This window comes from Streptomyces sp. Ag109_G2-15 (assembly GCF_900215565.1).
In the GTDB taxonomy this organism is placed as follows: Bacteria; Actinomycetota; Actinomycetes; order Streptomycetales; family Streptomycetaceae; genus Streptomyces; species Streptomyces diastatochromogenes.
On sequence record NZ_OCNI01000001.1, the window covers coordinates 2,080,437 to 2,101,322 of the forward strand.

General features: G+C 67.1%; 34 protein-coding genes. 2 read left to right on the forward strand and 32 right to left on the reverse strand.

All coding sequences use genetic code 11. The annotated features are described in order from the left end of the window. The first annotated feature begins 12 nt into the window (after nt 1-12). Nucleotides 13-951: a DUF389 domain-containing protein gene (locus tag CRP49_RS08920; protein WP_097252918.1), complete on the forward strand. Its 939-nt coding sequence runs from the start codon at nt 13-15 to the stop codon at nt 949-951. Here the strand turns inward: CRP49_RS08920 and glmM are convergent. The 3 genes from glmM to rplM all read right to left on the reverse strand — a co-directional run bounded on the left by glmM (nt 948) and on the right by rplM (nt 3,493). Next, nucleotides 948-2,306 carry a phosphoglucosamine mutase gene (gene glmM, locus CRP49_RS08925; RefSeq protein ID WP_097252919.1) on the reverse strand — a complete coding sequence of 453 codons (1,359 nt, stop codon included), beginning with the start codon at nt 2,304-2,306 and terminating at the stop codon, nt 948-950. The two genes, CRP49_RS08920 and glmM, sit on opposite strands and share 4 nt — an antisense overlap. A 179-nt stretch (nt 2,307-2,485) precedes the next feature. Beyond that, nucleotides 2,486-3,007: a 30S ribosomal protein S9 gene (gene rpsI / locus CRP49_RS08930; RefSeq protein WP_066995736.1), complete on the reverse strand. Its 522-nt coding sequence runs from the start codon at nt 3,005-3,007 to the stop codon at nt 2,486-2,488. A 42-nt stretch (nt 3,008-3,049) separates the two neighbouring features. Beyond that, nucleotides 3,050-3,493: a 50S ribosomal protein L13 gene (gene rplM / locus CRP49_RS08935; protein ID WP_037680366.1), complete on the reverse strand. Its 444-nt coding sequence runs from the start codon at nt 3,491-3,493 to the stop codon at nt 3,050-3,052. 298 nt (nt 3,494-3,791) lie between these two features. Here rplM and CRP49_RS08940 point away from each other — a divergent pair, with 298 nt between their 5' ends. Next, nucleotides 3,792-4,670, forward strand: coding sequence for a hypothetical protein (locus tag CRP49_RS08940; RefSeq protein ID WP_097252920.1), 879 nt, complete (start codon nt 3,792-3,794; stop codon nt 4,668-4,670). Between the two features lie 3 nt (nt 4,671-4,673). On the opposite strand, the gene truA is transcribed toward CRP49_RS08940, so the two are convergent. The 29 genes from truA to rplD all read right to left on the reverse strand — a co-directional run bounded on the left by truA (nt 4,674) and on the right by rplD (nt 20,881). Beyond that, entirely contained in the window at nt 4,674-5,528 is an 855-nt protein-coding gene (gene truA, locus CRP49_RS08945) for a tRNA pseudouridine(38-40) synthase TruA (RefSeq protein WP_097252921.1), read from the reverse strand. 89 nt (nt 5,529-5,617) lie between these two features. After that, nucleotides 5,618-6,112 carry a 50S ribosomal protein L17 gene (gene rplQ / locus CRP49_RS08950; protein ID WP_097252922.1) on the reverse strand — a complete coding sequence of 165 codons (495 nt, stop codon included), beginning with the start codon at nt 6,110-6,112 and terminating at the stop codon, nt 5,618-5,620. A 117-nt stretch (nt 6,113-6,229) separates the two neighbouring features. Continuing rightward, nucleotides 6,230-7,252, reverse strand: a complete 1,023-nt coding sequence (locus tag CRP49_RS08955; protein ID WP_003966937.1) for a DNA-directed RNA polymerase subunit alpha — start codon at nt 7,250-7,252, stop codon at nt 6,230-6,232. 154 nt (nt 7,253-7,406) lie between these two features. After that, nucleotides 7,407-7,811, reverse strand: coding sequence for a 30S ribosomal protein S11 (gene rpsK, locus CRP49_RS08960; protein WP_003956432.1), 405 nt, complete (start codon nt 7,809-7,811; stop codon nt 7,407-7,409). Nucleotides 7,812-7,876: 65 nt separating this feature from the next. Next, nucleotides 7,877-8,257, reverse strand: a complete 381-nt coding sequence (gene rpsM / locus CRP49_RS08965) for a 30S ribosomal protein S13 (protein ID WP_031167100.1) — start codon at nt 8,255-8,257, stop codon at nt 7,877-7,879. Nucleotides 8,258-8,447: 190 nt separating this feature from the next. Next, nucleotides 8,448-8,561: a 50S ribosomal protein L36 gene (gene rpmJ / locus CRP49_RS08970; protein WP_003998809.1), complete on the reverse strand. Its 114-nt coding sequence runs from the start codon at nt 8,559-8,561 to the stop codon at nt 8,448-8,450. A 59-nt stretch (nt 8,562-8,620) separates the two neighbouring features. After that, nucleotides 8,621-8,842 (reverse strand): translation initiation factor IF-1, encoded by a 222-nt coding sequence (gene infA, locus CRP49_RS08975; RefSeq protein ID WP_003948620.1) that lies wholly within the window; start codon nt 8,840-8,842, stop codon nt 8,621-8,623. A 163-nt stretch (nt 8,843-9,005) separates the two neighbouring features. Continuing rightward, nucleotides 9,006-9,842, reverse strand: coding sequence for a type I methionyl aminopeptidase (map, locus tag CRP49_RS08980; RefSeq protein WP_097252923.1), 837 nt, complete (start codon nt 9,840-9,842; stop codon nt 9,006-9,008). 100 nt (nt 9,843-9,942) lie between these two features. Beyond that, nucleotides 9,943-10,608, reverse strand: a complete 666-nt coding sequence (locus CRP49_RS08985) for an adenylate kinase (RefSeq protein ID WP_094215507.1) — start codon at nt 10,606-10,608, stop codon at nt 9,943-9,945. Continuing rightward, nucleotides 10,608-11,921 (reverse strand): preprotein translocase subunit SecY, encoded by a 1,314-nt coding sequence (secY, locus tag CRP49_RS08990; protein WP_097252924.1) that lies wholly within the window; start codon nt 11,919-11,921, stop codon nt 10,608-10,610. Before secY ends, CRP49_RS08985 begins: the two co-directional genes overlap by 1 nt. A 177-nt stretch (nt 11,922-12,098) precedes the next feature. Further along, entirely contained in the window at nt 12,099-12,554 is a 456-nt protein-coding gene (rplO, locus tag CRP49_RS08995) for a 50S ribosomal protein L15 (RefSeq protein WP_094215509.1), read from the reverse strand. A 2-nt stretch (nt 12,555-12,556) separates the two neighbouring features. Beyond that, nucleotides 12,557-12,739 carry a 50S ribosomal protein L30 gene (gene rpmD, locus CRP49_RS09000; protein WP_003974250.1) on the reverse strand — a complete coding sequence of 61 codons (183 nt, stop codon included), beginning with the start codon at nt 12,737-12,739 and terminating at the stop codon, nt 12,557-12,559. Further along, the gene (gene rpsE, locus CRP49_RS09005; protein WP_015658456.1) at nt 12,739-13,344 is read right to left on the reverse strand and encodes a 30S ribosomal protein S5; all 606 of its coding nucleotides are present in this window, start codon (nt 13,342-13,344) and stop codon (nt 12,739-12,741) included. Before rpsE ends, rpmD begins: the two co-directional genes overlap by 1 nt. A 39-nt stretch (nt 13,345-13,383) precedes the next feature. Beyond that, nucleotides 13,384-13,767, reverse strand: coding sequence for a 50S ribosomal protein L18 (gene rplR / locus CRP49_RS09010; RefSeq protein WP_071373345.1), 384 nt, complete (start codon nt 13,765-13,767; stop codon nt 13,384-13,386). A 3-nt stretch (nt 13,768-13,770) separates the two neighbouring features. Then, complete coding sequence (rplF, locus tag CRP49_RS09015) at nt 13,771-14,310, reverse strand: 50S ribosomal protein L6 (protein ID WP_097252925.1); 540 nt, start codon at nt 14,308-14,310, stop codon at nt 13,771-13,773. 24 nt (nt 14,311-14,334) lie between these two features. Beyond that, entirely contained in the window at nt 14,335-14,733 is a 399-nt protein-coding gene (gene rpsH, locus CRP49_RS09020; protein WP_030046382.1) for a 30S ribosomal protein S8, read from the reverse strand. A gap of 213 nt (nt 14,734-14,946) precedes the next feature. Beyond that, complete coding sequence (locus CRP49_RS09030; protein WP_003948630.1) at nt 14,947-15,132, reverse strand: type Z 30S ribosomal protein S14; 186 nt, start codon at nt 15,130-15,132, stop codon at nt 14,947-14,949. Between the two features lie 5 nt (nt 15,133-15,137). After that, complete coding sequence (rplE, locus tag CRP49_RS09035; protein ID WP_097252926.1) at nt 15,138-15,695, reverse strand: 50S ribosomal protein L5; 558 nt, start codon at nt 15,693-15,695, stop codon at nt 15,138-15,140. Beyond that, nucleotides 15,695-16,018, reverse strand: a complete 324-nt coding sequence (gene rplX / locus CRP49_RS09040; protein WP_030930498.1) for a 50S ribosomal protein L24 — start codon at nt 16,016-16,018, stop codon at nt 15,695-15,697. Before rplX ends, rplE begins: the two co-directional genes overlap by 1 nt. 2 nt (nt 16,019-16,020) lie before the next feature. After that, complete coding sequence (gene rplN / locus CRP49_RS09045; RefSeq protein WP_003998823.1) at nt 16,021-16,389, reverse strand: 50S ribosomal protein L14; 369 nt, start codon at nt 16,387-16,389, stop codon at nt 16,021-16,023. Nucleotides 16,390-16,487: 98 nt separating this feature from the next. After that, nucleotides 16,488-16,772: a 30S ribosomal protein S17 gene (gene rpsQ / locus CRP49_RS09050; RefSeq protein ID WP_018543912.1), complete on the reverse strand. Its 285-nt coding sequence runs from the start codon at nt 16,770-16,772 to the stop codon at nt 16,488-16,490. Then, nucleotides 16,772-16,996, reverse strand: a complete 225-nt coding sequence (gene rpmC, locus CRP49_RS09055; RefSeq protein ID WP_018564811.1) for a 50S ribosomal protein L29 — start codon at nt 16,994-16,996, stop codon at nt 16,772-16,774. Before rpmC ends, rpsQ begins: the two co-directional genes overlap by 1 nt. Continuing rightward, nucleotides 16,996-17,415, reverse strand: a complete 420-nt coding sequence (gene rplP / locus CRP49_RS09060; protein WP_030967307.1) for a 50S ribosomal protein L16 — start codon at nt 17,413-17,415, stop codon at nt 16,996-16,998. The genes rpmC and rplP overlap by 1 nt, the downstream gene beginning before the upstream one ends. 5 nt (nt 17,416-17,420) lie before the next feature. After that, nucleotides 17,421-18,242 (reverse strand): 30S ribosomal protein S3, encoded by an 822-nt coding sequence (gene rpsC, locus CRP49_RS09065; RefSeq protein ID WP_003998826.1) that lies wholly within the window; start codon nt 18,240-18,242, stop codon nt 17,421-17,423. Further along, nucleotides 18,242-18,589 (reverse strand): 50S ribosomal protein L22, encoded by a 348-nt coding sequence (gene rplV / locus CRP49_RS09070; RefSeq protein ID WP_009327087.1) that lies wholly within the window; start codon nt 18,587-18,589, stop codon nt 18,242-18,244. Before rplV ends, rpsC begins: the two co-directional genes overlap by 1 nt. Nucleotides 18,590-18,634: 45 nt before the next feature. Continuing rightward, a complete protein-coding gene (gene rpsS, locus CRP49_RS09075) occupies nt 18,635-18,916 on the reverse strand; it encodes a 30S ribosomal protein S19 (protein WP_023547380.1) in 282 nt (93 codons plus the stop codon). A 12-nt stretch (nt 18,917-18,928) separates the two neighbouring features. Next, nucleotides 18,929-19,765: a 50S ribosomal protein L2 gene (gene rplB / locus CRP49_RS09080; RefSeq protein ID WP_094215513.1), complete on the reverse strand. Its 837-nt coding sequence runs from the start codon at nt 19,763-19,765 to the stop codon at nt 18,929-18,931. 40 nt (nt 19,766-19,805) lie between these two features. Then, a complete protein-coding gene (gene rplW / locus CRP49_RS09085) occupies nt 19,806-20,225 on the reverse strand; it encodes a 50S ribosomal protein L23 (RefSeq protein WP_097252927.1) in 420 nt (139 codons plus the stop codon). Beyond that, nucleotides 20,225-20,881, reverse strand: a complete 657-nt coding sequence (rplD, locus tag CRP49_RS09090) for a 50S ribosomal protein L4 (RefSeq protein WP_094215515.1) — start codon at nt 20,879-20,881, stop codon at nt 20,225-20,227. Before rplD ends, rplW begins: the two co-directional genes overlap by 1 nt. Nucleotides 20,882-20,886 lie beyond the last annotated feature (5 nt).

Below are 20,886 nucleotides of genomic sequence, written 5' to 3' on the forward strand. Positions count from 1 at the left end.
TAAAAAGGCGCCATGCTGCATCTGCGCCTGATCACCCCGGCCGGGACGACCGACGAGGTGGTGCGGCTGATCGAGAAGACGGTCGGCACCGCACACCTCGTCGTGGTCCCGGGCGCTGCCCGCAACCCCGCCGGGGACGTCGTGATGTGCGACGTCGCACGCGAGGCGGGGGACGAACTCATCGCCGGGCTGCGGCGGCTGGGCCTGGACGAGACGGGTTCGATCGCCGTGGAGAACATCGACCTCTCGCTGTCCCGGCGGGCCGACAAGGCGGAGGACGAGGCGCCGGGCGAGGGCGCGGACGCGGTCCTGTGGGAGGGGCTGGCCGACGCGACCCACGAGGAGTCGACCCTGTCGTACACCTACGTCGCCTTCATCACGCTGGCCACGATGATCGCCGCCTGCGGTGTGGTGCTGGACAACGCGATCCTGATCGTGGGCGCGATGGCGGTGGGGCCGGAGTTCGGTCCGCTGGCCGGCGTCTCCACGGCCCTGGTGCAGCGCCACCCACGCCTCGCGCTGCGCTCCCTGACCGCGCTGCTCGTGGGCTTCGCGGTGGCGATGGCGGTGACGGTCGGCTTCAGCCTGTTCATGGACGCCCTCGGGCTGTTCCACCGGTCCGACCTGGAGGGCAAGCGCCCCAACACGGCGTTCGTGTACGCCCCCGACGCCTTCTCGTTCATCGTCGCGGTCCTGGCCGGCATCGCCGGCACCCTGTCCCTGACCTCCGCCAAGTCGGGCGCGCTGGTGGGCGTGGCCATCTCGGTGACGACGGTCCCGGCCGCCGCCAACGCGGCCGTCGCCCTCGCCTACGGCGACACGGAACAGACGGCCGGCTCGACGGTCCAGCTCCTGCTGAACCTGCTGGGCATCGTCCTCGCGGGCACCCTCACCCTGCTGGCCCAGAAGTGGTTCTGGGCCAGACACAGGGAACAGAAGGCGGTGCTCTAACCGAGGGCGGACTTCACAGCGTCGGCCAGCCTCCCGGCCACCGACCGGGCCTGGTCGATGTCCGCCGCCTCAACCATCACGCGGACCAGCGGCTCCGTCCCCGAGGGACGCAACAGCACCCGCCCGGTCGACCCCAGCTCCCGCTCCGCCTCGGTGACGGCGGCGGCCAGGTCGGCGGACGTCTTCACCCGGGACTTGTCCACGTCCGGCACGTTGACGAGGACCTGCGGCAGCCGCTCCATGACCGCGGCCAGCTCCCGCAGCGAACGACCCGTCTCCGCCACCCGCGCCGCCAGCAGCAGCCCGGTCAGCGTGCCGTCACCGGTGGTCGCGTGGTCGAGGATGATCACGTGCCCGGACTGCTCACCGCCCAGGGCGTACCCGTGCTGCTTCATCTCCTCCAGCACGTACCGGTCGCCCACGGCGGTCTGCACCAGCCGGATCCCCGCCCGCTCCATCGCCAGCTTGAAGCCCAGGTTGGACATCACGGTCGCGACCACGGTGTCGGAGCGCAGCTCGGAGCGCTCCCGCAGTGCCAGCGCGAGCACGGACAGGATCTGGTCGCCGTCCACCTCCTCGCCGGTGTGGTCCACGGCCAGGCAGCGGTCGGCGTCGCCGTCGTGCGCGATGCCGAAGGCCGCACCGTGCTCGATCACGGCGGCCTTCAGCTTGTCCAGGTGGGTGGAGCCGCAGCCGTCGTTGATGTTGAGCCCGTCCGGCTCGGCACCGATCGTGACGACCTGGGCGCCGGCCCGCGCGAACACCTCCGGCGAGACCCCCGCGGCCGCGCCGTGCGCCTCGTCCAGGACGATCTTCAGCCCGTCGAGACGGTTCGGCAGCGCCGCCAGCAGATGGGCGATGTACCGCTCGAAGCCCTCGTCGTACGACCGCACGCGCCCGACCCCGGCACCGGTGGGCCGCTCCCAGGGCTCGCCGTGCCGGTGGGACTCGTACACGGCCTCGATCTTGTCCTCGAGCTCGTCGGCGAGTTTGTGGCCGCCGCGGGCGAAGAACTTGATGCCGTTGTCCGGCATGGCGTTGTGGCTGGCGGAGAGCATCACGCCCAGGTCGGCGCCGAGCGCGCCGGTCAGGTACGCCACCGCCGGCGTCGGCAGGACGCCCACGGTCAGCACGTCCACGCCCGCGCTGGCCAGGCCCGCGACCACGGCCGCCTGCAGGAACTCCCCGGACGCACGCGGGTCCCGTCCGACCACCGCCGTCGGCCTGTGGCCCTCGAAGGTGCCCGCCTCGGCCAGCACATGCGCCGCCGCCACGGACAGGCCGAGCGCCATCTCGGCCGTCAGGTCCGCGTTGGCGACACCGCGCACGCCGTCCGTGCCGAAGAGTCGTCCCACTTGTCCTCCAGAGGAAGCGTCATTGCTGCCGGGAATGATGGCAGGCGGCTGAACATCCGATCACACCAGCCTTTGAGCGTCTTGTGTCGTTATACGCCCTGGGCTGGGATAAACGAACGCCCCGACGGCACATGTGGCGTGCCGCCGGGGCGTTCGGAGTACGAGCAGGCAGCTGCTGATTAGCGCTTGCTGTACTGCGGGGCCTTGCGGGCCTTCTTCAGACCGGCCTTCTTGCGCTCGACCGCACGGTCGTCGCGCTTGAGGAAGCCGGCCTTCTTGAGCGGGCCGCGGTTGTTGTCGACGTCGGCCTCGTTCAGCGCACGGGCGACACCGAGACGGAGCGCACCGGCCTGACCGGAGACACCGCCACCCGCGATGCGGGCGATGACGTCGTAACGGCCGTCGAGCTCGAGCACCTTGAAGGGCTCGTTGACTTCCTGCTGGTGCACCTTGTTCGGGAAGTAGTCCTCGAGGGTGCGACCGTTGATCTTCCACTTGCCGGTGCCCGGAACGATCCGGACGCGGGCGATGGCGTTCTTGCGACGGCCCAGGCCGGCGGCCGGCTGGGGCTCGCCGAAGCGGGAGGCAAGGGACTCCGAGGTGTACTCACCCTCGACGGGGACCTCGGACTCGGTGGTGTAGCTGTCGATGTCGACGAGCTCGGTCTCTTCGAGCGGCTGCTCGGCAGTGGTCTCGGCCACGATTCTCCTCAGATTCTCTTCAGTCTTAGGGGGTGGCCGGACTTACTGCGCGACCTGGGTGATCTCGAACGGCACCGGCTGCTGGGCAGCGTGCGGGTGCTGGTCACCCTTGTAGACCTTCAGCTTCGAGAGCATCTGACGGCCCAGCGTGTTCTTGGGGAGCATGCCCTTGACGGCCTTCTCGATGGCCTTCTCGGGGTTCTTGTCGAGCAGCTCGTCGTAGCGGACGGAGCGCAGACCACCCGGGTAGCCGGAGTGGCGGTACGCCATCTTCTGGGTCCGCTTGTTGCCGGACAGGTGCACCTTGTCGGCGTTGATGATGATGACGAAGTCACCGGTGTCGACGTGGGGCGCGTAGATCGGCTTGTGCTTGCCCCGCAGGATGGAGGCGGCGGTGCTGGCGAGACGGCCCAGGACAACGTCCTGAGCGTCGATGACGTGCCACTGGCGCGTCACATCGCCGGGCTTGGGGCTGTACGTACGCACGGTTCGTAGCCTTCGCTTCGAGTGAATGGTCCTGAACAGGTCACCGAAACGATCACGACAGCCCTGACCGCACCGCGGTGACGCAAACCGCGTGCTGATCGCTGGTCATCGGCCCGGTGGACCGGTGTAAGGGCCCGTCCCGTGAGAATGAGCAAGCCAATACACAACGAAGAAGCAGAATACCTGGGCGCCCCCGGCAGGGTCAAAACGAGGCTCTTCCCCCTCATGTCGACGGACAAACGAGGCATGCCGACCGACGCGCTCCAGCACCCCCCGGCCCCCGTCTAAGATGCGCCCCATGAGTTACGGGCAGGGGGGACCCCAGTCTCAGTGGGATCCCTGGAAACCGAATTCCCAGCAGCCCTGGAGCAGCGGCGGTGACGACGGGACTCCGGACTGGGCCGCGCTCGCCGAGGCCTCGGAGACGCGGAACAAGCGCCGCAGAGTGCTGTTCATCGGCGGCGGCGCGCTCGCGACGATCGCGGTCGGCACCGCCGTCGCGATGGCCGTCGTGTCCGCGAACGGGGACAACGACGCCTCGGGCAACCCCACCAACCTGCCCGCCAGCGCCTCCCTGCCCAGCGGCTCGGCGACGGCGCCGTCCTTCGCCCCCACCAGCGCCCCGCCGCCGCTGGACCCGAAGGACTTCATATCCAGTGTGAAGAAGGACACCGCGCCGCTGAGCCCCGAGACGCTGTTCCCGGGGACGCAGCTGACCATGGGCAGCACGGTGTACAAGAAGGGCGCGACCGCCGACACGACGAACTGCGCCTCCGCCGCCGACGCGACCCTGCCCAAGATCCTCACCGCGAACGGCTGCACCCGCCTGATACGCACCAGCTACACCAAGCCGGGCATCGCGATCACCGTCGGCGTCGCCGTCTTCGACACCCAGGCCCAGGCCGCGAAGGCCAAGGCCCAGACCGACGACCGGAGCATCGTGCGCTCGCTGGCCGGCAAGGGCGTCAAGCCCTTCTGCGACGGCGCGGTCTGCTTCTCGACCCGCAACACCGTCGGCCGCTACGCCTACTTCACGATCACCGGCTTCACCAACGGCAAGAACGTCACCAAGAAGGACACCCAGGCCTTCTCCGTCAGCGACGACCTGCAGGAGTTCACCTTCCGGCAGATCTACCGCCGCGGCGAGGCCCAGGCCTCCGCCGCAGCGAACCGGTAGGTCTCAGCAGCACCCCGCCGACGGAAGCGAGCGCTTGTTCCTGGCCTCCTTGTTCCGCGCGGCCAGCAGCTCGTCGGCGGGGTAACCGACCTCCTCCAGGGTCAGCCCGTGCGGTCGTACGACGTGCACGGCGGAGTCCCTGACACCCGCGGCCAGCACCTTCCCGGGCCACTCCGGGCCGCGGTGGCCGTCCCCGACGAACAGCAGCGCGCCGATCAGCGAGCGCACCATGTTGTGGCAGAACGCGTCGGCCCGCACGGTCGCGGTGATGATCCCGTCCGCCCCCTTGGCCAGGCTCAGCTCCTGGAGCGTACGGATCGTGGTCGCACCCTCACGCCGCTTGCAGTACGCGGCGAAGTCGTGCTCGCCGAGCAGTGCCCGCGCGGCCTCGTTCATGGCGTCCACGTCGAGCGGCCAGTCGTGCCAGAGGACGTGGTTGCGGAGGATGGGGTCGACACCACCGGGGTTGTCGGTGACCCGGTAGGCGTACCGGCGCCAGACGGCGGAGAAACGGGCGTTGAAGCCGCTCGGCGCCGGCCTGAGGGCCCACACCCGCACGTCCTTCGGCAACCGCCCGGCGAGCCGCTTGAGCAGCTTCTGGTTGTGCTCCCGCCAGACCTCCTCGGGCAGGTCCACGTGCGCCACCTGCCCGCGCGCGTGCACCCCGGCATCGGTCCGCCCGGCCACGGTCAACTCGTACGTCTCCCGCGACCGCGTCACCGTCCGCAGGGCGTCCTCGATCTCCCCCTGCACGGTCCGCTTGCCGCCGGCCTGCTTGGCCCAGCCGTGGAAGTCGGTGCCGTCGTAGGAGATGTCGAGGCGGACACGGACGTACCCGGGCTGTACTTCGTCACTCACGTAGGAATCCTCTCAAGGCAGCACCCATTCAAAAAACGTGAAAGCGGGCTCGCCCCGAAGGGCGAGCCCGCTTCACGTCAGGCAGAGCCTCAGGCGTCCTTGGACTCCTCGGCAGCGGCCTCCTCGGCCGGAGCCTCGGTGGTCTCGGCAGCCTTGGCCTCCTCGGCCTCCTTGACCGCACGCTTGGTGGCGGCCTCGGCCTCACCGGTCGCCTGCTGCGCAACCGTCAGCGCCTCGACCAGCTCGATGACGGCCATGGGCGCGTTGTCGCCACGGCGGTTACCGATCTTGGTGATGCGGGTGTAACCACCCGGACGGTTCTCGTAGCGCGGGGCGATCTCGGTGAAGAGCGTGTGGACGACGCTCTTGTCCGTGATGACCTGGAGCACCTGACGGCGGTTGTGAAGGTCGCCCTTCTTCGCCTTGGTGACCAGACGCTCGGCGTACGGGCGCAGGCGGCGGGCCTTCGCCTCGGTGGTGGTGATACGGCCGTGCTCGAAGAGGCTCTTCGCCAGGTTCGCGAGGAGCAGCTTCTCGTGCGCGGCGCTGCCGCCCAGACGGGCACCCTTGGTGGGCTTCGGCATTGTTCTTCTCCTGTGTGTCTGCCCCGGCCGTGTCAGGTACCGGGGTCAGTATCCGAGCAGGCGGTTGCCTGTCGGAGATCCGGGGTCCGCTTGCGCGAACCCCGGAGGTGGTGGAGATCAGTACTGCTCGGTCTCCACGAAGCCCGCGTCCGCGTCGTCGTCGGCGCCGAAGGCGTCGGCAGCGGCCGTGGGGTCGAATCCGGGCGGGCTGTCCTTGAGGGCCAGGCCCATGCCGGCCAGCTTCGCCTTGACCTCGTCGATGGACTTCGCACCGAAGTTGCGGATGTCCAGGAGGTCGGCCTCGGAGCGCGCGACCAGCTCACCCACGGAGTGGATGCCCTCACGCTTGAGGCAGTTGTAGGACCGAACGGTGAGCTCGAGCTCCTCGATCGGCAGCGCCAGGTCGGCGGCAAGGGCGGCGTCCGTGGGGGACGGGCCCATGTCGATGCCCTCGGCGTCGATGTTCAGCTCGCGGGCGAGACCGAACAGCTCGACCAGGGTCTTACCCGCGGAGGCCATGGCGTCACGGGGACGCATCGCCTGCTTGGTCTCGACGTCGACGATCAGCTTGTCGAAGTCGGTGCGCTGCTCGACACGCGTGGCCTCGACCTTGTACGTGACCTTGAGAACCGGCGAGTAGATGGAGTCGACCGGGATACGGCCGATCTCCTGGCCCACCTGCTTGTTCTGCACGGCGGAGACGTAACCGCGACCGCGCTCGACGGTCAGCTCCATCTCCAGCTTGCCCTTGCCGTTGAGCGTGGCGAGGACGAGGTCGGGGTTGTGCACCTCGACACCGGCCGGGGGCGCGATGTCGGCGGCGGTGACCAGACCCGGACCCTGCTTGCGCAGGTACATCACGACCGGCTCGTCGTGCTCCGAGGAGACGACCAGCTGCTTGATGTTGAGGATCAGGTCGGTGACGTCCTCCTTGACGCCCGGCACGGTGGTGAACTCGTGCAGGACGCCGTCGATGCGGATGCTGGTGACAGCAGCGCCGGGGATCGACGACAGGAGGGTACGGCGGAGGGAGTTGCCGAGGGTGTAGCCGAAGCCCGGCTCCAGCGGCTCGATCACGAACCGGGAGCGGAACTCGTCGACGACCTCTTCGGTCAACGAGGGACGCTGAGCGATCAGCATGTGTGGATCAGATCCTTCTTTCGTGGACGCCCGCTATTTGACGCCCGACGGAAACCGCACCCATGAAAAAGCGCGGGTACTGCAAGGGTACGGGCGGTACGACCCGAAGGAGCCGTACCGCCCGGAACCAAAGCCTGCTGGAAGCAGCCGTGCGTCAGACGCGGCGGCGCTTCGGCGGGCGGCAGCCGTTGTGCGGGGTCGGGGTGACGTCCTGGATGGAGCCGACCTCGAGGCCCGTGGCCTGCAGGGAGCGGATCGCGGTCTCACGACCGGAGCCCGGGCCCTTGACGAACACGTCGACCTTGCGCATGCCGTGCTCCTGGGCGCGGCGGGCAGCCGACTCGGCGGCCATCTGCGCGGCGAACGGCGTGGACTTCCGGGAGCCCTTGAAGCCGACGTGGCCGGCGGAGGCCCAGGAGATCACGTTGCCCGACGGGTCCGTGATCGACACGATCGTGTTGTTGAACGTGCTCTTGATGTGCGCGTGGCCGTGAGCGACGTTCTTCTTTTCCTTGCGGCGCACCTTCTTGGCAGCGCCCTGACGTCCCTTGGGGGGCATCTACTAACTCCTACGGGAGGTGGTCGGTCCTACAGCGAAGACCGTGGACTGAGGTCCGCTGCGGACTACTTCTTGCCCGGCTTCTTCTTGCCGGCGATGGCGCGACGCGGGCCCTTGCGGGTGCGGGCGTTGGTGCTGGTGCGCTGACCGCGGACGGGCAGGCCGCGGCGGTGCCGCAGACCCTGGTAGCAGCCGATCTCGACCTTGCGGCGGATGTCGGCCTGGATCTCGCGACGGAGGTCACCCTCGGTCTTGATGTTGTTGTCGACGTACTCGCGGATCGCGACGAGCTGCTCTTCGGTCAGGTCACGAACACGGGTGTTCGGGTCGATGCCCGTCTCCGCCAGCGTCTGCTGCGAAAGGGTCCGGCCAATGCCGAACACGTAGGTGAGGGCGACCTCCACGCGCTTTTCGCGCGGGATGTCAACACCGGAAACGCGTGCCATTCAATGGCTCCAGTTGATCTTCGGAGGTCTTCCGCAGGACCGACTCCCAGCCGCCGTACGAGGTACGAACTGGGTCCCCGGCCTCCGAACCGGGGGTGTCGAGCCACAGTGGGCTCGGGACCTGCGTATGAACATATTCAGCTTGCGTCGCGCGAATCTCTGCGATGGATGCAGAGGGATCGGTCGTGCGTCAGCCCTGGCGCTGCTTGTGGCGCGGGTTCTCGCAGATGACCATGACCCGACCGTGACGGCGGATCACCCTGCACTTGTCGCAGATCTTCTTGACGCTCGGCTTGACCTTCATGGGATTGAGGTTCTCCGGGTCAGTGCCACCACCCCGCCGGAACGGGATGCGGGCAAGATCTACTTGTAGCGGTAGACGATCCGGCCACGCGTCAGGTCGTACGGAGACAGCTCCACCACGACCCGGTCGTCAGGGAGGATGCGGATGTAGTGCATACGCATCTTGCCGCTGATGTGTGCCAGGACCTGGTGGCCGTTCTGGAGCTCGACCTTGAACATGGCGTTCGGCAGAGACTCGACGACAGTGCCCTCGATCTCGATGGCACCTTGCTTCTTGGCCACGCTTCGCCCTTCGAATCGACTACCTTGATCGACTCTCTCGCTTGCCCGGTGGGACAAGTTGCGAGCGCATGCGGACATGCGGGTGCACGAGAGCCGACGAGTCAGTCTACGTCAGCGCACCCGGAAACACGAATCGAGGGAACCTGCCCCACACGGAAGATCGTCATGCAAGGGGGTCCGGTGCGGCCGTGATGCCGTACTCCGCCAGCTTCGCCCTGCCGCCGTCGGGAGCGGTCAGGACCAGCGGCCCCTCCGCGGTCAGTGCGACCGAGTGTTCCCAGTGGGACGACCACGTGCCGTCCGTGGTGATGACCGTCCAGTCGTCCTCGAGGACCTCGGTGCGCGGGGTGCCGAGGGAGACCATCGGCTCGATCGCGAGGCAGAAGCCGGGCACCAGCTTGGGGCCCTTGCCGCGGCGGCGGTCCACGTAGTTCAGCAGGTGCGGGTCCATGTGCATCTCGGTGCCGATGCCGTGGCCGCCGTAGTCCTCGATGATGCCGTAGCGGCCGCCGCCGGGCTTCGGCTGGCGGCGGATGTACGTCTCGATGGCCCGGGAGACGTCGACCAGGCGGTTGCCCTGCTTCATGGCCGCGATGCCGGCCCACATCGACTCCTCGGTCACCCGGGAGAGTTCGATCAGCTCCGGAGCGTGACCGGAGCCCACGAAGGCGGTGTACGCGGCGTCGCCGTGCCAGCCGTCGACGATCGCGCCGCAGTCGATGGAGATGACGTCGCCGTCCTTCAGGACGACCTCGTCGGAGGGGATGCCGTGGACCACGACGTCGTTGACCGAGGTGCAGATCGTCGCGGGGAAGCCGCCGTAGCCGAGGAAGTTCGACTTGGCGCCGTGCTCGGCGAGCACCTTGCGGGCGACCTCGTCCAGGTCCTTGGTGCTCGCGCCCGGCACCGCCGCCTCCCGGGTGGCCGCGTGGATCGCGGCGACGACCAGGCCCGCCGCACGCATCTTGGCGATCTGCTCGGGCGTCTTGATCTGCACCATGGGGGGCCTGCGCTCTCCGTCACTCAGGTCGACTGGGTTACCTACACAACACTACGGCCGCGGCGCCCGGGCTGGGCACCGCGGCCGGAAGGACCGCGATCTACTTGTTCTCGGCCTTCTCGCGCTTGAGCGCCTCCAGCGCCCGCTGCGTGATCTCGTCCACCGGACCCAGGGAGGAGATCGTCACGACCAGGCCCTGCGCCTTGTAGTAGTCGATGATCGGCTCGGTCTGCGTGTGGTAGACCTCCAGCCGCGTGCGGACGGTCTCCTCGGAGTCGTCGTCGCGCTGGTACAGCTCACCGCCGCAGACGTCGCACACGCCGGCCTGCTTCGGCGGGCTGTACGTCACGTGGAAGACGTGGGACGAGTCGTTGCGGCAGATGCGCCGGCCGGCGATCCGCTTGACGACCTCCTCCTCCGGGACCTCCAGGTCCAGGACGGCGTCCAGCTTGATGCTCTCTTCGTCCAGCAGCCGGTCCAGCGCCTCGGCCTGCGAGACGTTGCGCGGGAAGCCGTCCAGCAGGAAGCCGTTCTCCGCGTCGGGCTGCTCCATCCGGTCCTTGGCCATCGCGATGGTGACCTCGTCGGGTACGAGGTTGCCGGCGTCCATGTAGGACTTCGCGAGCTTGCCCAACTCGGTCTGCTGGCTGATGTTGGCCCGGAACAGGTCGCCGGTGGAGATGTGCGGGATGGCCAGCTTCTCTGCGAGCCGGACGGCTTGCGTTCCCTTACCGGCACCGGGCGGCCCGACGAGGACGATACGCATCAGCGGAGGAACCCTTCGTAATTGCGCTGCTGGAGCTGGCTCTCGATCTGCTTCACCGTCTCGAGACCGACACCCACGATGATCAGGATGCTGGTACCGCCGAAGGGGAAGTTGTTCGAGGCATTGAACCCGACCAACGCCATTGTTGGCACGAGAGCGATCAGACCCAGATACAGCGAACCCGGCCAGGTGATCCGGTTGAGCACGTAGCTCAGGTACTCAGCGGTCGGTCGGCCAGCCCGGATGCCCGGGATGAAGCCACCATACTTCTTCATGTTGTCGGCGACTTCCTCGGGGTTGAAGGAGATCGCCACGTAGAAGAACGCGAAGAAAACGATGAGCAAGAAGTACAGAGTGATGTAAATCGGGTGGTCACCCTTGGTCAGGTTGTTCTGGATCCACTGCTTCCAGCTCGAGTTGCTCCCCGAGAACTGCGCGACCAGCGCCGGGATGTAGAGCAGCGACGAGGCGAAGATGACGGGAATCACACCCGCCTGGTTCACCTTGAGCGGGATGTACGTGGACGTACCACCGTAGGAACGACGTCCGATCATGCGCTTCGCGTACTGCACCGGGATGCGGCGCTGGGCCTGCTCCACGAAGACGACGAGCGCCACCATGACCAGGCCGACCAGGATGACCGTGCCGAACTCGATCCAGCCGCCGGCCAGGGAGCCCTGCTTCTTGATGGCCCACAGCGCGGACGGGAAGGTGGCGGCGATCGAGATGAACATCAGGATCGACATGCCGTTGCCGATGCCGCGGTCGGTGATCAGCTCACCGAGCCACATCACGACGGCCGTACCGGCGGTCATGCAGATGACCATGGTGATGGTGGTGAAGATCGCCTGGTCCGGGACGATCGAGTTGGCGACCTGGCAGCCGTTGAACAGCGCACCACTGCGGGCGGTGGCCACCAGACCCGTGCCCTGCAGGATGGCCAGCGCCACCGTCAGGTACCGGGTGTACTGGGTGATCTTCGCCGTACCCGCCTGGCCCTCCTTCTTCAGGGCTTCCAGACGCGGGATGACCACGGTCAGCAGCTGAAGGATGATGCTCGCCGTGATGTACGGCATGATCCCGAGCGCGAAGATCGTGATCTGCAGCAGTGCGCCACCGCTGAACATGTTGACCAGTCCGAAGAGGCCCTGGTTGGCGGACGCCTCGTCCATGCACTGCTGGACGGCCTTGTAGTTGACGCCCGGGATCGGGATGTGGGTACCGACCCGATAGACCACGATGATGGCCAGCGTGAACAGCAGCTTCTTGCGCAGGTCGGGCGTCCTGAACGCCCGGGCGAACGCGGTGAGCACGGTGCCTCCTGCGACCCCCGCGCAACTGCGTCAAGGGTGACGGTCTTGAGGTTCGACGGATACGGAAAAAGAACAGTGCAGGCCACCTTACCGGCGACACTGCCCCCCTTGGAACGACCGACCGGGGATACCTCGGTGTGAGGTACCCCCGGTCGGGATCGCTTTACGTCCTCAAGCTCAGATGAGCTCGGTGACCGTACCGCCTGCGGCGGTGATCTTCTCCTTGGCGGAGCCGGAGACGGCGTCGACCGTCACCTGCAGCGCCACGGAGACCTCGCCCTGGCCGAGGACCTTGACGAGGCTGTTCTTGCGAACGGCACCCTTGGCCACGAGGCCCTCGACGGTGACCTCTCCACCCTCAGGGTAGAGCGCGGCCAGCTTGTCGAGGTTCACGACCTGGTACTCGGTCTTGAACGGGTTCTTGAAGCCCTTCAGCTTCGGGAGGCGCATGTGGAGCGGCATCTGGCCACCCTCGAAGCGCTCCGGAACCTGGTAACGGGCCTTCGTACCCTTGGTACCACGACCGGCCGTCTTACCCTTCGACGCCTCACCACGACCGACACGGGTCTTGGCGGTCTTGGCGCCCGGGGCGGGACGGAGGTTGTGGATCTTGAGCGGGTTCTGCTCCGCCATGATCAGTCGACCTCCTCGACCGTCACGAGGTGGCGGACGGTGTGCACCATGCCGCGGAACTCGGGGCGGTCCTCCTTGACGACCTGCGTGTTGATGCCCTTGAGACCAAGGGAGCGCAGGGTGTCGCGGTGGTTCTGCTTGCTGCCGATGTAGGACTTGACCTGCGTGATCTTGAGCTGAGCCATCACGCACCCGCCCCGGCACGCGCACGCAGCAGAGCCGCGGGAGCGACGTCCTCGAGCGGCAGACCACGGCGGGCCGCGACCTCCTCGGGACGCTGCAGGCCCTTCAGGGCCTCCACGGTCGCGTGCACGATGTTGATCGCGTTGTCGGAGCCGAGCGACTTCGACAGGATGTCGTGGATACCGGCGCACTCGAGCACGGCACGCACCGGACCACCGGCGATAACACCGGTACCCGGGGACGCGGGCTTGAGCAGCACGACGCCGGCAGCCTTCTCACCCTGGATGGGGTGGGGGATGGTGCCCTGGATACGGGGGACCTTGAAGAAGTGCTTCTTGGCCTCCTCAACACCCTTGGCGATGGCGGCCGGCACCTCCTTGGCCTTGCCGTAACCGACACCCACGGTGCCGTCACCGTCGCCCACCACGACCAGCGCGGTGAAGCTGAAGCGACGACCACCCTTCACAACCTTGGCGACGCGGTTGATCGCGACAACGCGCTCAACGTACGCGGTCTTCTCGGCGGCAGCAGCGCCGCCGTCACGGCCCTTCCGGTCCCGCCGCTCGCCGCCACCGGCACCGCCACCGCGGCGCTGGGGTCCAGCCATTGGAATTACCTCTCTCTGTTTCCGCTAGCTACGGCAGGCTCAGAACTTGAGCCCGGCTTCGCGGGCGGCGTCCGCCAGGGCGGCAATGCGCCCGGCGTACTGGTTGCCACCACGGTCGAACACGACAGCCTCGACACCGGCGGCCTTGGCACGCTCGGCGACCAGGGCGCCGACCTGCTTGGCCTGCGCGGACTTGTCGCCCTCGCCACCGCGGATCGACGTGTCCAGCGTGGACGCCGACGCCAGGGTGTGGCCCTTCAGGTCGTCGATCACCTGCGCCACGATGTGGCGGTTGGAGCGGGTCACGACCAGACGGGGACGCTCCGCCGTACCGGAAAGGTTCTTGCGGATCCGGATGTGACGGCGCTTGATCGCGGCGCGCTTGTAGGCGTCGCCCTTCAGGATCTTCTGCCCGTATGCCATGGCTTACTTACCCGCCTTTCCGACCTTGCGGCGGATGACTTCGCCCTCGTACTTGACGCCCTTGGCCTTGTACGGGTCGGGCTTGCGCAGCTTGCGGATGTTGGCCGCAACCTCGCCGACCTTCTGCTTGTCGATGCCCTCGACCGAGAACCGGGTGGGGGCCTCCACCTTGAAGGTGATGCCCTCGGGGGCCTCGACGGTGATCGGGTGGCTGTAGCCCAGAGCGAACTCCAGGTTCGAACCCTTGGCGGTCACGCGGTAACCGACACCACTGATCTCGAGCTTCTTCACGTAACCCTGGGTCACGCCGGTGATCATGTTCGCCACCAGCGTGCGGGACAGGCCGTGCAGGGCCTTGTTCTGACGCTCGTCGTTGGGACGGGTCACCTGGAGGGTGCCGTCCTCGTTCTTGACGATCTCGATCGGCGCAACGATGGTGTGGGTCAGCTCGCCCTTGGGGCCCTTGACCGCGACCGTGCTGCCGTCGATGGTGACGTCCACGCCGGCGGGAACCGTGATGGGGAGCTTGCCAATACGCGACATAGCTGTTTCCTCCGTTCCCTTCCGCTACCAGACGTAGGCGAGGACTTCCCCACCCACGCCCTTCTTGCCGGCCTGCTTGTCGGTGAGGAGCCCGTGGGACGTGGAGATGATGGCCACGCCCAGGCCGCCGAGCACCTTCGGCAGGTTGGTGGACTTCGCGTACACCCGGAGACCGGGCTTGGAGATCCGCTTGATGCCCGCGATGGAGCGCTCACGGTTCGGGCCGAACTTCAGCTCGAGGACGAGGTTCTTGCCGACCTCGGCATCCTCGACGCGCCAGCCCGTGATGAAGCCCTCCTGCTGGAGGATCTCCGCGATGTGCGACTTGATCTTCGATGCCGGCATCGTCACGGAGTCGTGGTATGCCGAGTTCGCGTTCCGCAGACGCGTAAGCATGTCTGCGATCGGATCAGTCATGGTCATGAATTGGCCTTCGGCCTCTCTCGCCGGGGTTTCCTGGTGCGCCATCCCTCTCCCCGATCCGAGACGGGACGGGTGCGGCGCGGTGGACCTACGGCGTAGTAAGTCGTACGGGCGCGGCAGACGCCCAACCCCGCAAGCCTACGGCATGCGGAGAAGGGCCCCTGCCGACCCAGATGCTTACCGAGAGCTTCAGGAATCCCTAAAAAGCGGGGATTACCAGGAGCTCTTGGTCACGCCCGGCAGCTCGCCACGGTGAGCCATCTCACGAAGGCACACGCGGCAGAGGCCGAACTTGCGGTACACGGAGTGCGGACGGCCGCAGCGCTGGCAGCGCGTGTAGCCACGCACACCGAACTTGGGCTTGCGAGCAGCCTTAGCGATCAGAGCCTTCTTCGCCATCTCGCTCACGCCTCCTTGAACGGGAAGCCGAGGTGACGAAGGAGCGCGCGGCCCTCAGCGTCGTTGGTCGCCGTGGTGACCACGGTGATGTCCATACCCCGGACGCGGTCGATCTTGTCCTGGTCGATCTCGTGGAACATGACCTGCTCCGTGAGACCGAAGGTGTAGTTGCCACGGCCGTCGAACTGCTTGGGGGACAGGCCGCGGAAGTCGCGGATGCGCGGGAGCGCGAGCGACAGGGTGCGGTCCAGGAACTCCCACATGCGGTCGCCACGAAGCGTGACGTGGGCACCGATCGGCTGGCCCTCACGCAGCTTGAACTGCGCGATGGACTTGCGGGCCTTGGTGACCTGCGGCTTCTGGCCGGTGATCGTGGTGAGGTCGCGGATGGCGCCCTCGATCAGCTTGGAGTCGCGGGCGGCGTCGCCCACACCCATGTTGACCACGATCTTGACGAGGCCGGGGATCTGCATGACGTTCTCGTACTTGAACTCGTCACGCAGCTTGCCCGCGATCTCCTCGCGGTACTTCTGCTTCAGACGCGGAGTGGTGGTGGTAGCCATCAGATGTCCTCACCCGTCCGCTTGGCAACGCGGATCTTGTTGCCCTCGTCGTCGAAGCGGTAACCGACACGCGTGACGACCTTGTTGCCGTCCTTCTCCACGACCAGCTGAACGTTGGACACGTGGATGGGGGCCTCGGTGGTCACGATGCCGCCGGCCTGCGAACCGCTGGCGGTCGGGCCGGCCTTGGTGTGCTTCTTGACCCGGTTGACACCCTCGACCAGGACACGCTCCTCGCGCGGGTAAGCGGCAATGACCTTGCCCTGCTTGCCCTTGTCCTTGCCGGTGATGACCTGGACCAGGTCGCCCTTCTTGATCTTCATGCTTACAGCACCTCCGGAGCCAGCGAGATGATCTTCATGAACTTCTTCTCGCGCAGCTCACGCCCGACCGGGCCGAAGATGCGGGTGCCGCGAGGGTCGCCGTCGTTCTTCAGAATGACGGCGGCGTTCTCGTCGAAGCGGATGTACGAGCCGTCCGGACGGCGGCGCTCCTTGACGGTGCGAACGATGACCGCCTTGACGACGTCACCCTTCTTCACGTTGCCACCGGGGATCGCGTCCTTGACGGTGGCGACGATGACGTCACCGATGCCCGCGTAGCGGCGACCGGAGCCACCGAGCACACGGATGCAAAGGATTTCCTTCGCACCAGTGTTGTCGGCGACGCGCAGTCGCGACTCCTGCTGGATCACGTCTATCTCCTGTTTGTCTGCCGGTTCCCCGCAGGGGCCTCATACGAGAGCCCCTGCGGAGCCTGGCGGAACTGTCCTGCGGGTTTGCCCGCAGGAAATTACTTGGCCTTCTCGAGGATCTCGACGACGCGCCAGCGCTTCGTCGCGGACAGCGGCCGGGTCTCCATGAGGAGGACGCGGTCGCCGACACCCGCAGCGTTCTGCTCGTCGTGCGCCTTGAGCTTGTTGGTACGGCGGATGACCTTGCCGTACAGCGCGTGCTTGACGCGGTCCTCGACAGCGACGACGACGGTCTTGTCCATCTTGTCGCTGACGACGAGACCCTCACGGGTCTTGCGGAAACCGCGCGCCTCTGCGTTCTCAGTCACGTTCTTCTCGCTCATCAGGCGTTCTCCACCGTTTCGATGCCCAGCTCACGCTCGCGCATCAGGGTGTAGATCCGCGCGATGTCCTTGCGGACCGCCTTCAGACGGCCATGGTTCTCGAGCTGACCCGTCGCCGCCTGGAAGCGGAGGTTGAACAGCTCTTCCTTGGCCTCGCGGAGCTTGCCCAGAAGCTCCTCGTTGCCCAGCTCGCGCAGCTCGGACGCCTTGGTACCGGCCGACATCACGCTTCACCTGCCTCGCGCTTGACGATCCGGCACTTCATCGGCAGCTTGTGGGCCGCACGGGTCAGCGCCTCACGGGCGATCTTCTCGTTGGGGTACGACAGCTCGAACATGACGCGTCCGGGCTTGACGTTGGCGATCCACCACTCCGGGGAACCCTTACCGGAACCCATGCGGGTCTCGGCAGGCTTCTTGGTGAGGGGACGGTCCGGGTAGATGTTGATCCAGACCTTGCCACCACGCTTGATGTGACGCGTCATGGCGATACGAGCGGCCTCGATCTGACGGTTCGTCACGTACGCCGGGGTGAGCGCCTGGATGCCGTACTCGCCGAACGCAACCGTCGTGCCACCCTTGGCAGCGCCGCTGCGCTTCGGGTGGTGCTGCTTGCGGTGCTTGACCCTACGGGGGATCAGCATGTCGGTCAGGCCTCCGTTCCGGTGCTCTCAGCCGGAGCGGACGCGGGAGCCTCGGCCTTGGGGGCCTCGGCGCCGGCAGCCTGCTGCGGCTTGCGACCGCGCCGCTCGCCACCACGGCCACCACGGGCCGGGCGGTCGGCACCACCACGGGCCGGGCGGTTACCCGCACGGGCCGCAGCGTTCTCGGCGCGGACCTCGGCGATGTTCTTGACGTCGCCCTTGTAGATCCAGACCTTCACACCGATACGGCCGAAGGTCGTCTTGGCCTCGAAGAAGCCGTAGTCCACGTTCGCACGGAGCGTGTGCAGGGGCACGCGGCCCTCGCGGTAGAACTCCGAGCGGGACATCTCGGCGCCGCCGAGGCGGCCACCGCACTGGATCTTGATGCCCTTGGCGCCGGCCTTCATCGCCGACTGCATGCTCTTACGCATGGCGCGGCGGAAGGAGACGCGGGAGGAGAGCTGCTCGGCAACGGCCTGAGCAACCAGCTGAGCGTCCGTCTCGGGGTTCTTGACCTCGAGGATGTTCAGCTGGACCTGCTTGCCCGTGAGCTTCTCGAGGTCGCCGCGGATGCGGTCGGCCTCGGCGCCACGGCGGCCGATGACGATGCCCGGACGAGCGGTGTGGATGTCCACCCGCACGCGGTCACGGGTGCGCTCGATCTCAACCTTCGAGATACCGGCGCGCTCCATGCCGGACGTCATCATCCGACGGATGGCGACGTCTTCCTTGACGTAGTCCTTGTACAGCTTGTCGGCGTACCAACGCGACTTGAAGTCGGTCGTGACACCGAGCCGGAACCCGTGCGGGTTTACCTTCTGGCCCATTACCGGGTTCCTTCCTTGCTGCTGACGACCACGGTGATGTGGCTGGTCCGCTTGCGGATCCGGTAGGCACGGCCCTGGGCACGCGGACGGAACCGCTTCAGGGTCGGGCCCTCGTCGACGTACGCCTCGCTGATGAACAGCGAGGAGGCGTCCGTGTGGTCGTAGTTGTGCGCGGCGTTGGCGATGGCGCTGTCGAGCACCTTGCCGACCGGCACGGAGGCTGCCTGCGGAGCGAATCGCAGAACAGCCTGGGCCTCCGTGGCGTCCATGCCACGGATGAGGTCCACCACACGGCGGGCCTTCATGGGCGTGACGCGGATGTACCGCGCCTGGGCCCTGGCTTCCATGGTTGTCCCTTCAGAGTTACTTACGTGTCTGAATGCGATCCGCTACTAGCGGCGCTTCGACTTCCGGTCTTCCTTGACGTGGCCCCGGAAGGTGCGGGTCGGCGAGAACTCGCCGAGCTTGTGGCCGACCATCGACTCGGTGACGAACACCGGGATGTGGGTCTTGCCGTTGTGCACCGCCAGCGTGTGGCCGAGCATGGCCGGGACGATCATCGAGCGGCGGGACCAGGTCTTGATGACGTTCTTGGTGCCGGCTTCGTTCTGGGCGTCCACCTTCTTGATGAGGTGGTCGTCGACGAAGGGCCCCTTCTTCAGGCTACGAGGCATCTCAACCCGTCCTTAGCGCTTCTTGTTCGTCTTGCGGCGGCGGACGATGTACTTGTTCGACGCCTTCTTGGGCGAACGAGTACGGCCTTCCTTCTTGCCCCACGGGGACACAGGGTGGCGACCACCGGAGGTCCGGCCCTCACCACCACCGTGCGGGTGGTCAACCGGGTTCATCACGACACCACGGACGGTCGGGCGAACGCCCAGCCACCGCTTACGGCCGGCCTTACCCCAGTTGATGTTGCTCTGCTCGGCGTTGCCGACCTCACCGATGGTGGCGCGGCAGCGGACGTCGACCAGGCGGACCTCGCCGGACGGCATGCGCAGGTGGGCGTAGGTGCCCTCCTTCGCGAGCAGCTGCACGGAGGCACCGGCGGAGCGGGCGAACTTGGCACCGCCACCGGGACGGAGCTCGATCGCGTGGATCGTGGTACCGACCGGGATGTTGCGGAGGGCCAGGTTGTTGCCCGGCTTGATGTCGGCCCCGGGACCGTTCTCGATGCGGTCACCCTGCTGCAGGTTGCGCGGGGCGAGGATGTAGCGCTTCTCGCCGTCGGCGTAGTGCAGCAGCGCGATGCGCGCGGTGCGGTTGGGGTCGTACTCGATGTGCGCGACCTTCGCCGGCACGCCGTCCTTGTCGTGACGACGGAAGTCGATCACTCGGTAGGCGCGCTTGTGTCCGCCACCCTGGTGGCGAACGGTCACACGACCGGCGTTGTTACGGCCGCCCTTGCTGTGCAGGGGGCGGACCAGCGACTTCTCCGGCGTGGACCGCGTGACCTCGACGAAGTCGGCGACGCTGGCGCCACGACGGCCCGGCGTAGTCGGCTTGTACTTGCGGATTCCCATTTCTCAGTCCTCGTCCGATATCGGACGATCCGGACCGCCCTTAGGCGGTCGGACCGCCGAAGATGTCGATACGGTCGCCCTCGGCGAGGGTCACGATCGCGCGCTTGCTGCCCGCACGCTGACCGAAGCCGGTCTTCGTGCGCTTGCGCTTGCCCTGACGGTTGATCGTGTTGACCCCGGTGACCTTGACGTCGAAGACCGCCTGGACGGCCTGCTTGATCTGGGTCTTGTTAGCGCCCGGGGCGACGACGAACGTGTACTTGTTCTCGTCGAGGAGCGCGTAGCTCTTCTCCGAGACGACCGGCTTGAGCAGCACGTCACGGGGGTCCGTGAAGGACTTGCTCAGCGGGGTCTCGACGGTGTTCTTGCCCTCGGCGGCGTGGCGACGCGCCTTGGCGACGCGCGCGGCCTTGGCGGCCTTCGCAGCCTTGGAGGCAATGCTCGGGTGACGCGTAGCCATCAGGCCTCGCTCCCTTCGGTGTCAGCGGCCTTGGGGCCAGACACGAAGGACTCGAAAGCGGCCTGGGTGAAGACCACGTCGTCCGAGACGAGAACGTCGTACGTGTTCAGCTGGCCCGGCTCCAGGATGTGGACCTGGGGCAGGTTGCGGGCGGACAGCCACGCGGCCTCGTCGGCGCGCTCGACGATCAGGAGCAGGTTCTTGCGCTCCGAGATCTTGCCGAACAGGCTCTTCGCGGCCTTGGTGGACGGGTTCGCACCCTCGACCACGCCGGAGACGACGTGGATGCGGTTGTGACGCGCCCGGTCGGTGAGGGCGTGGCGCAGGGCCGCGGCCTTCATCTTCTTCGGGGTGCGCTGCGAGTAGTCACGCGGCACGGGACCGTGCACGACGCCACCACCGGCGAACTGCGGCGCGCGGGTCGAGCCCTGACGGGCGCGGCCGGTGCCCTTCTGGCGGTACGGCTTCTTGCCACCACCACGGACTTCGCCACGGGTCTTGGTCTTGTGCGTGCCCTGACGGGCAGCGGCCAGCTGCGCGACGACGACCTGGTGGATCAGCGGAATGCTGATCTTCTCCACGTCGAAGATCTCCGCGGGGAGCTCGACGGAACCGGCCTTCTCGCCCGCCGGCGAAAGGATGTCAACAGTGCTCATCGGTT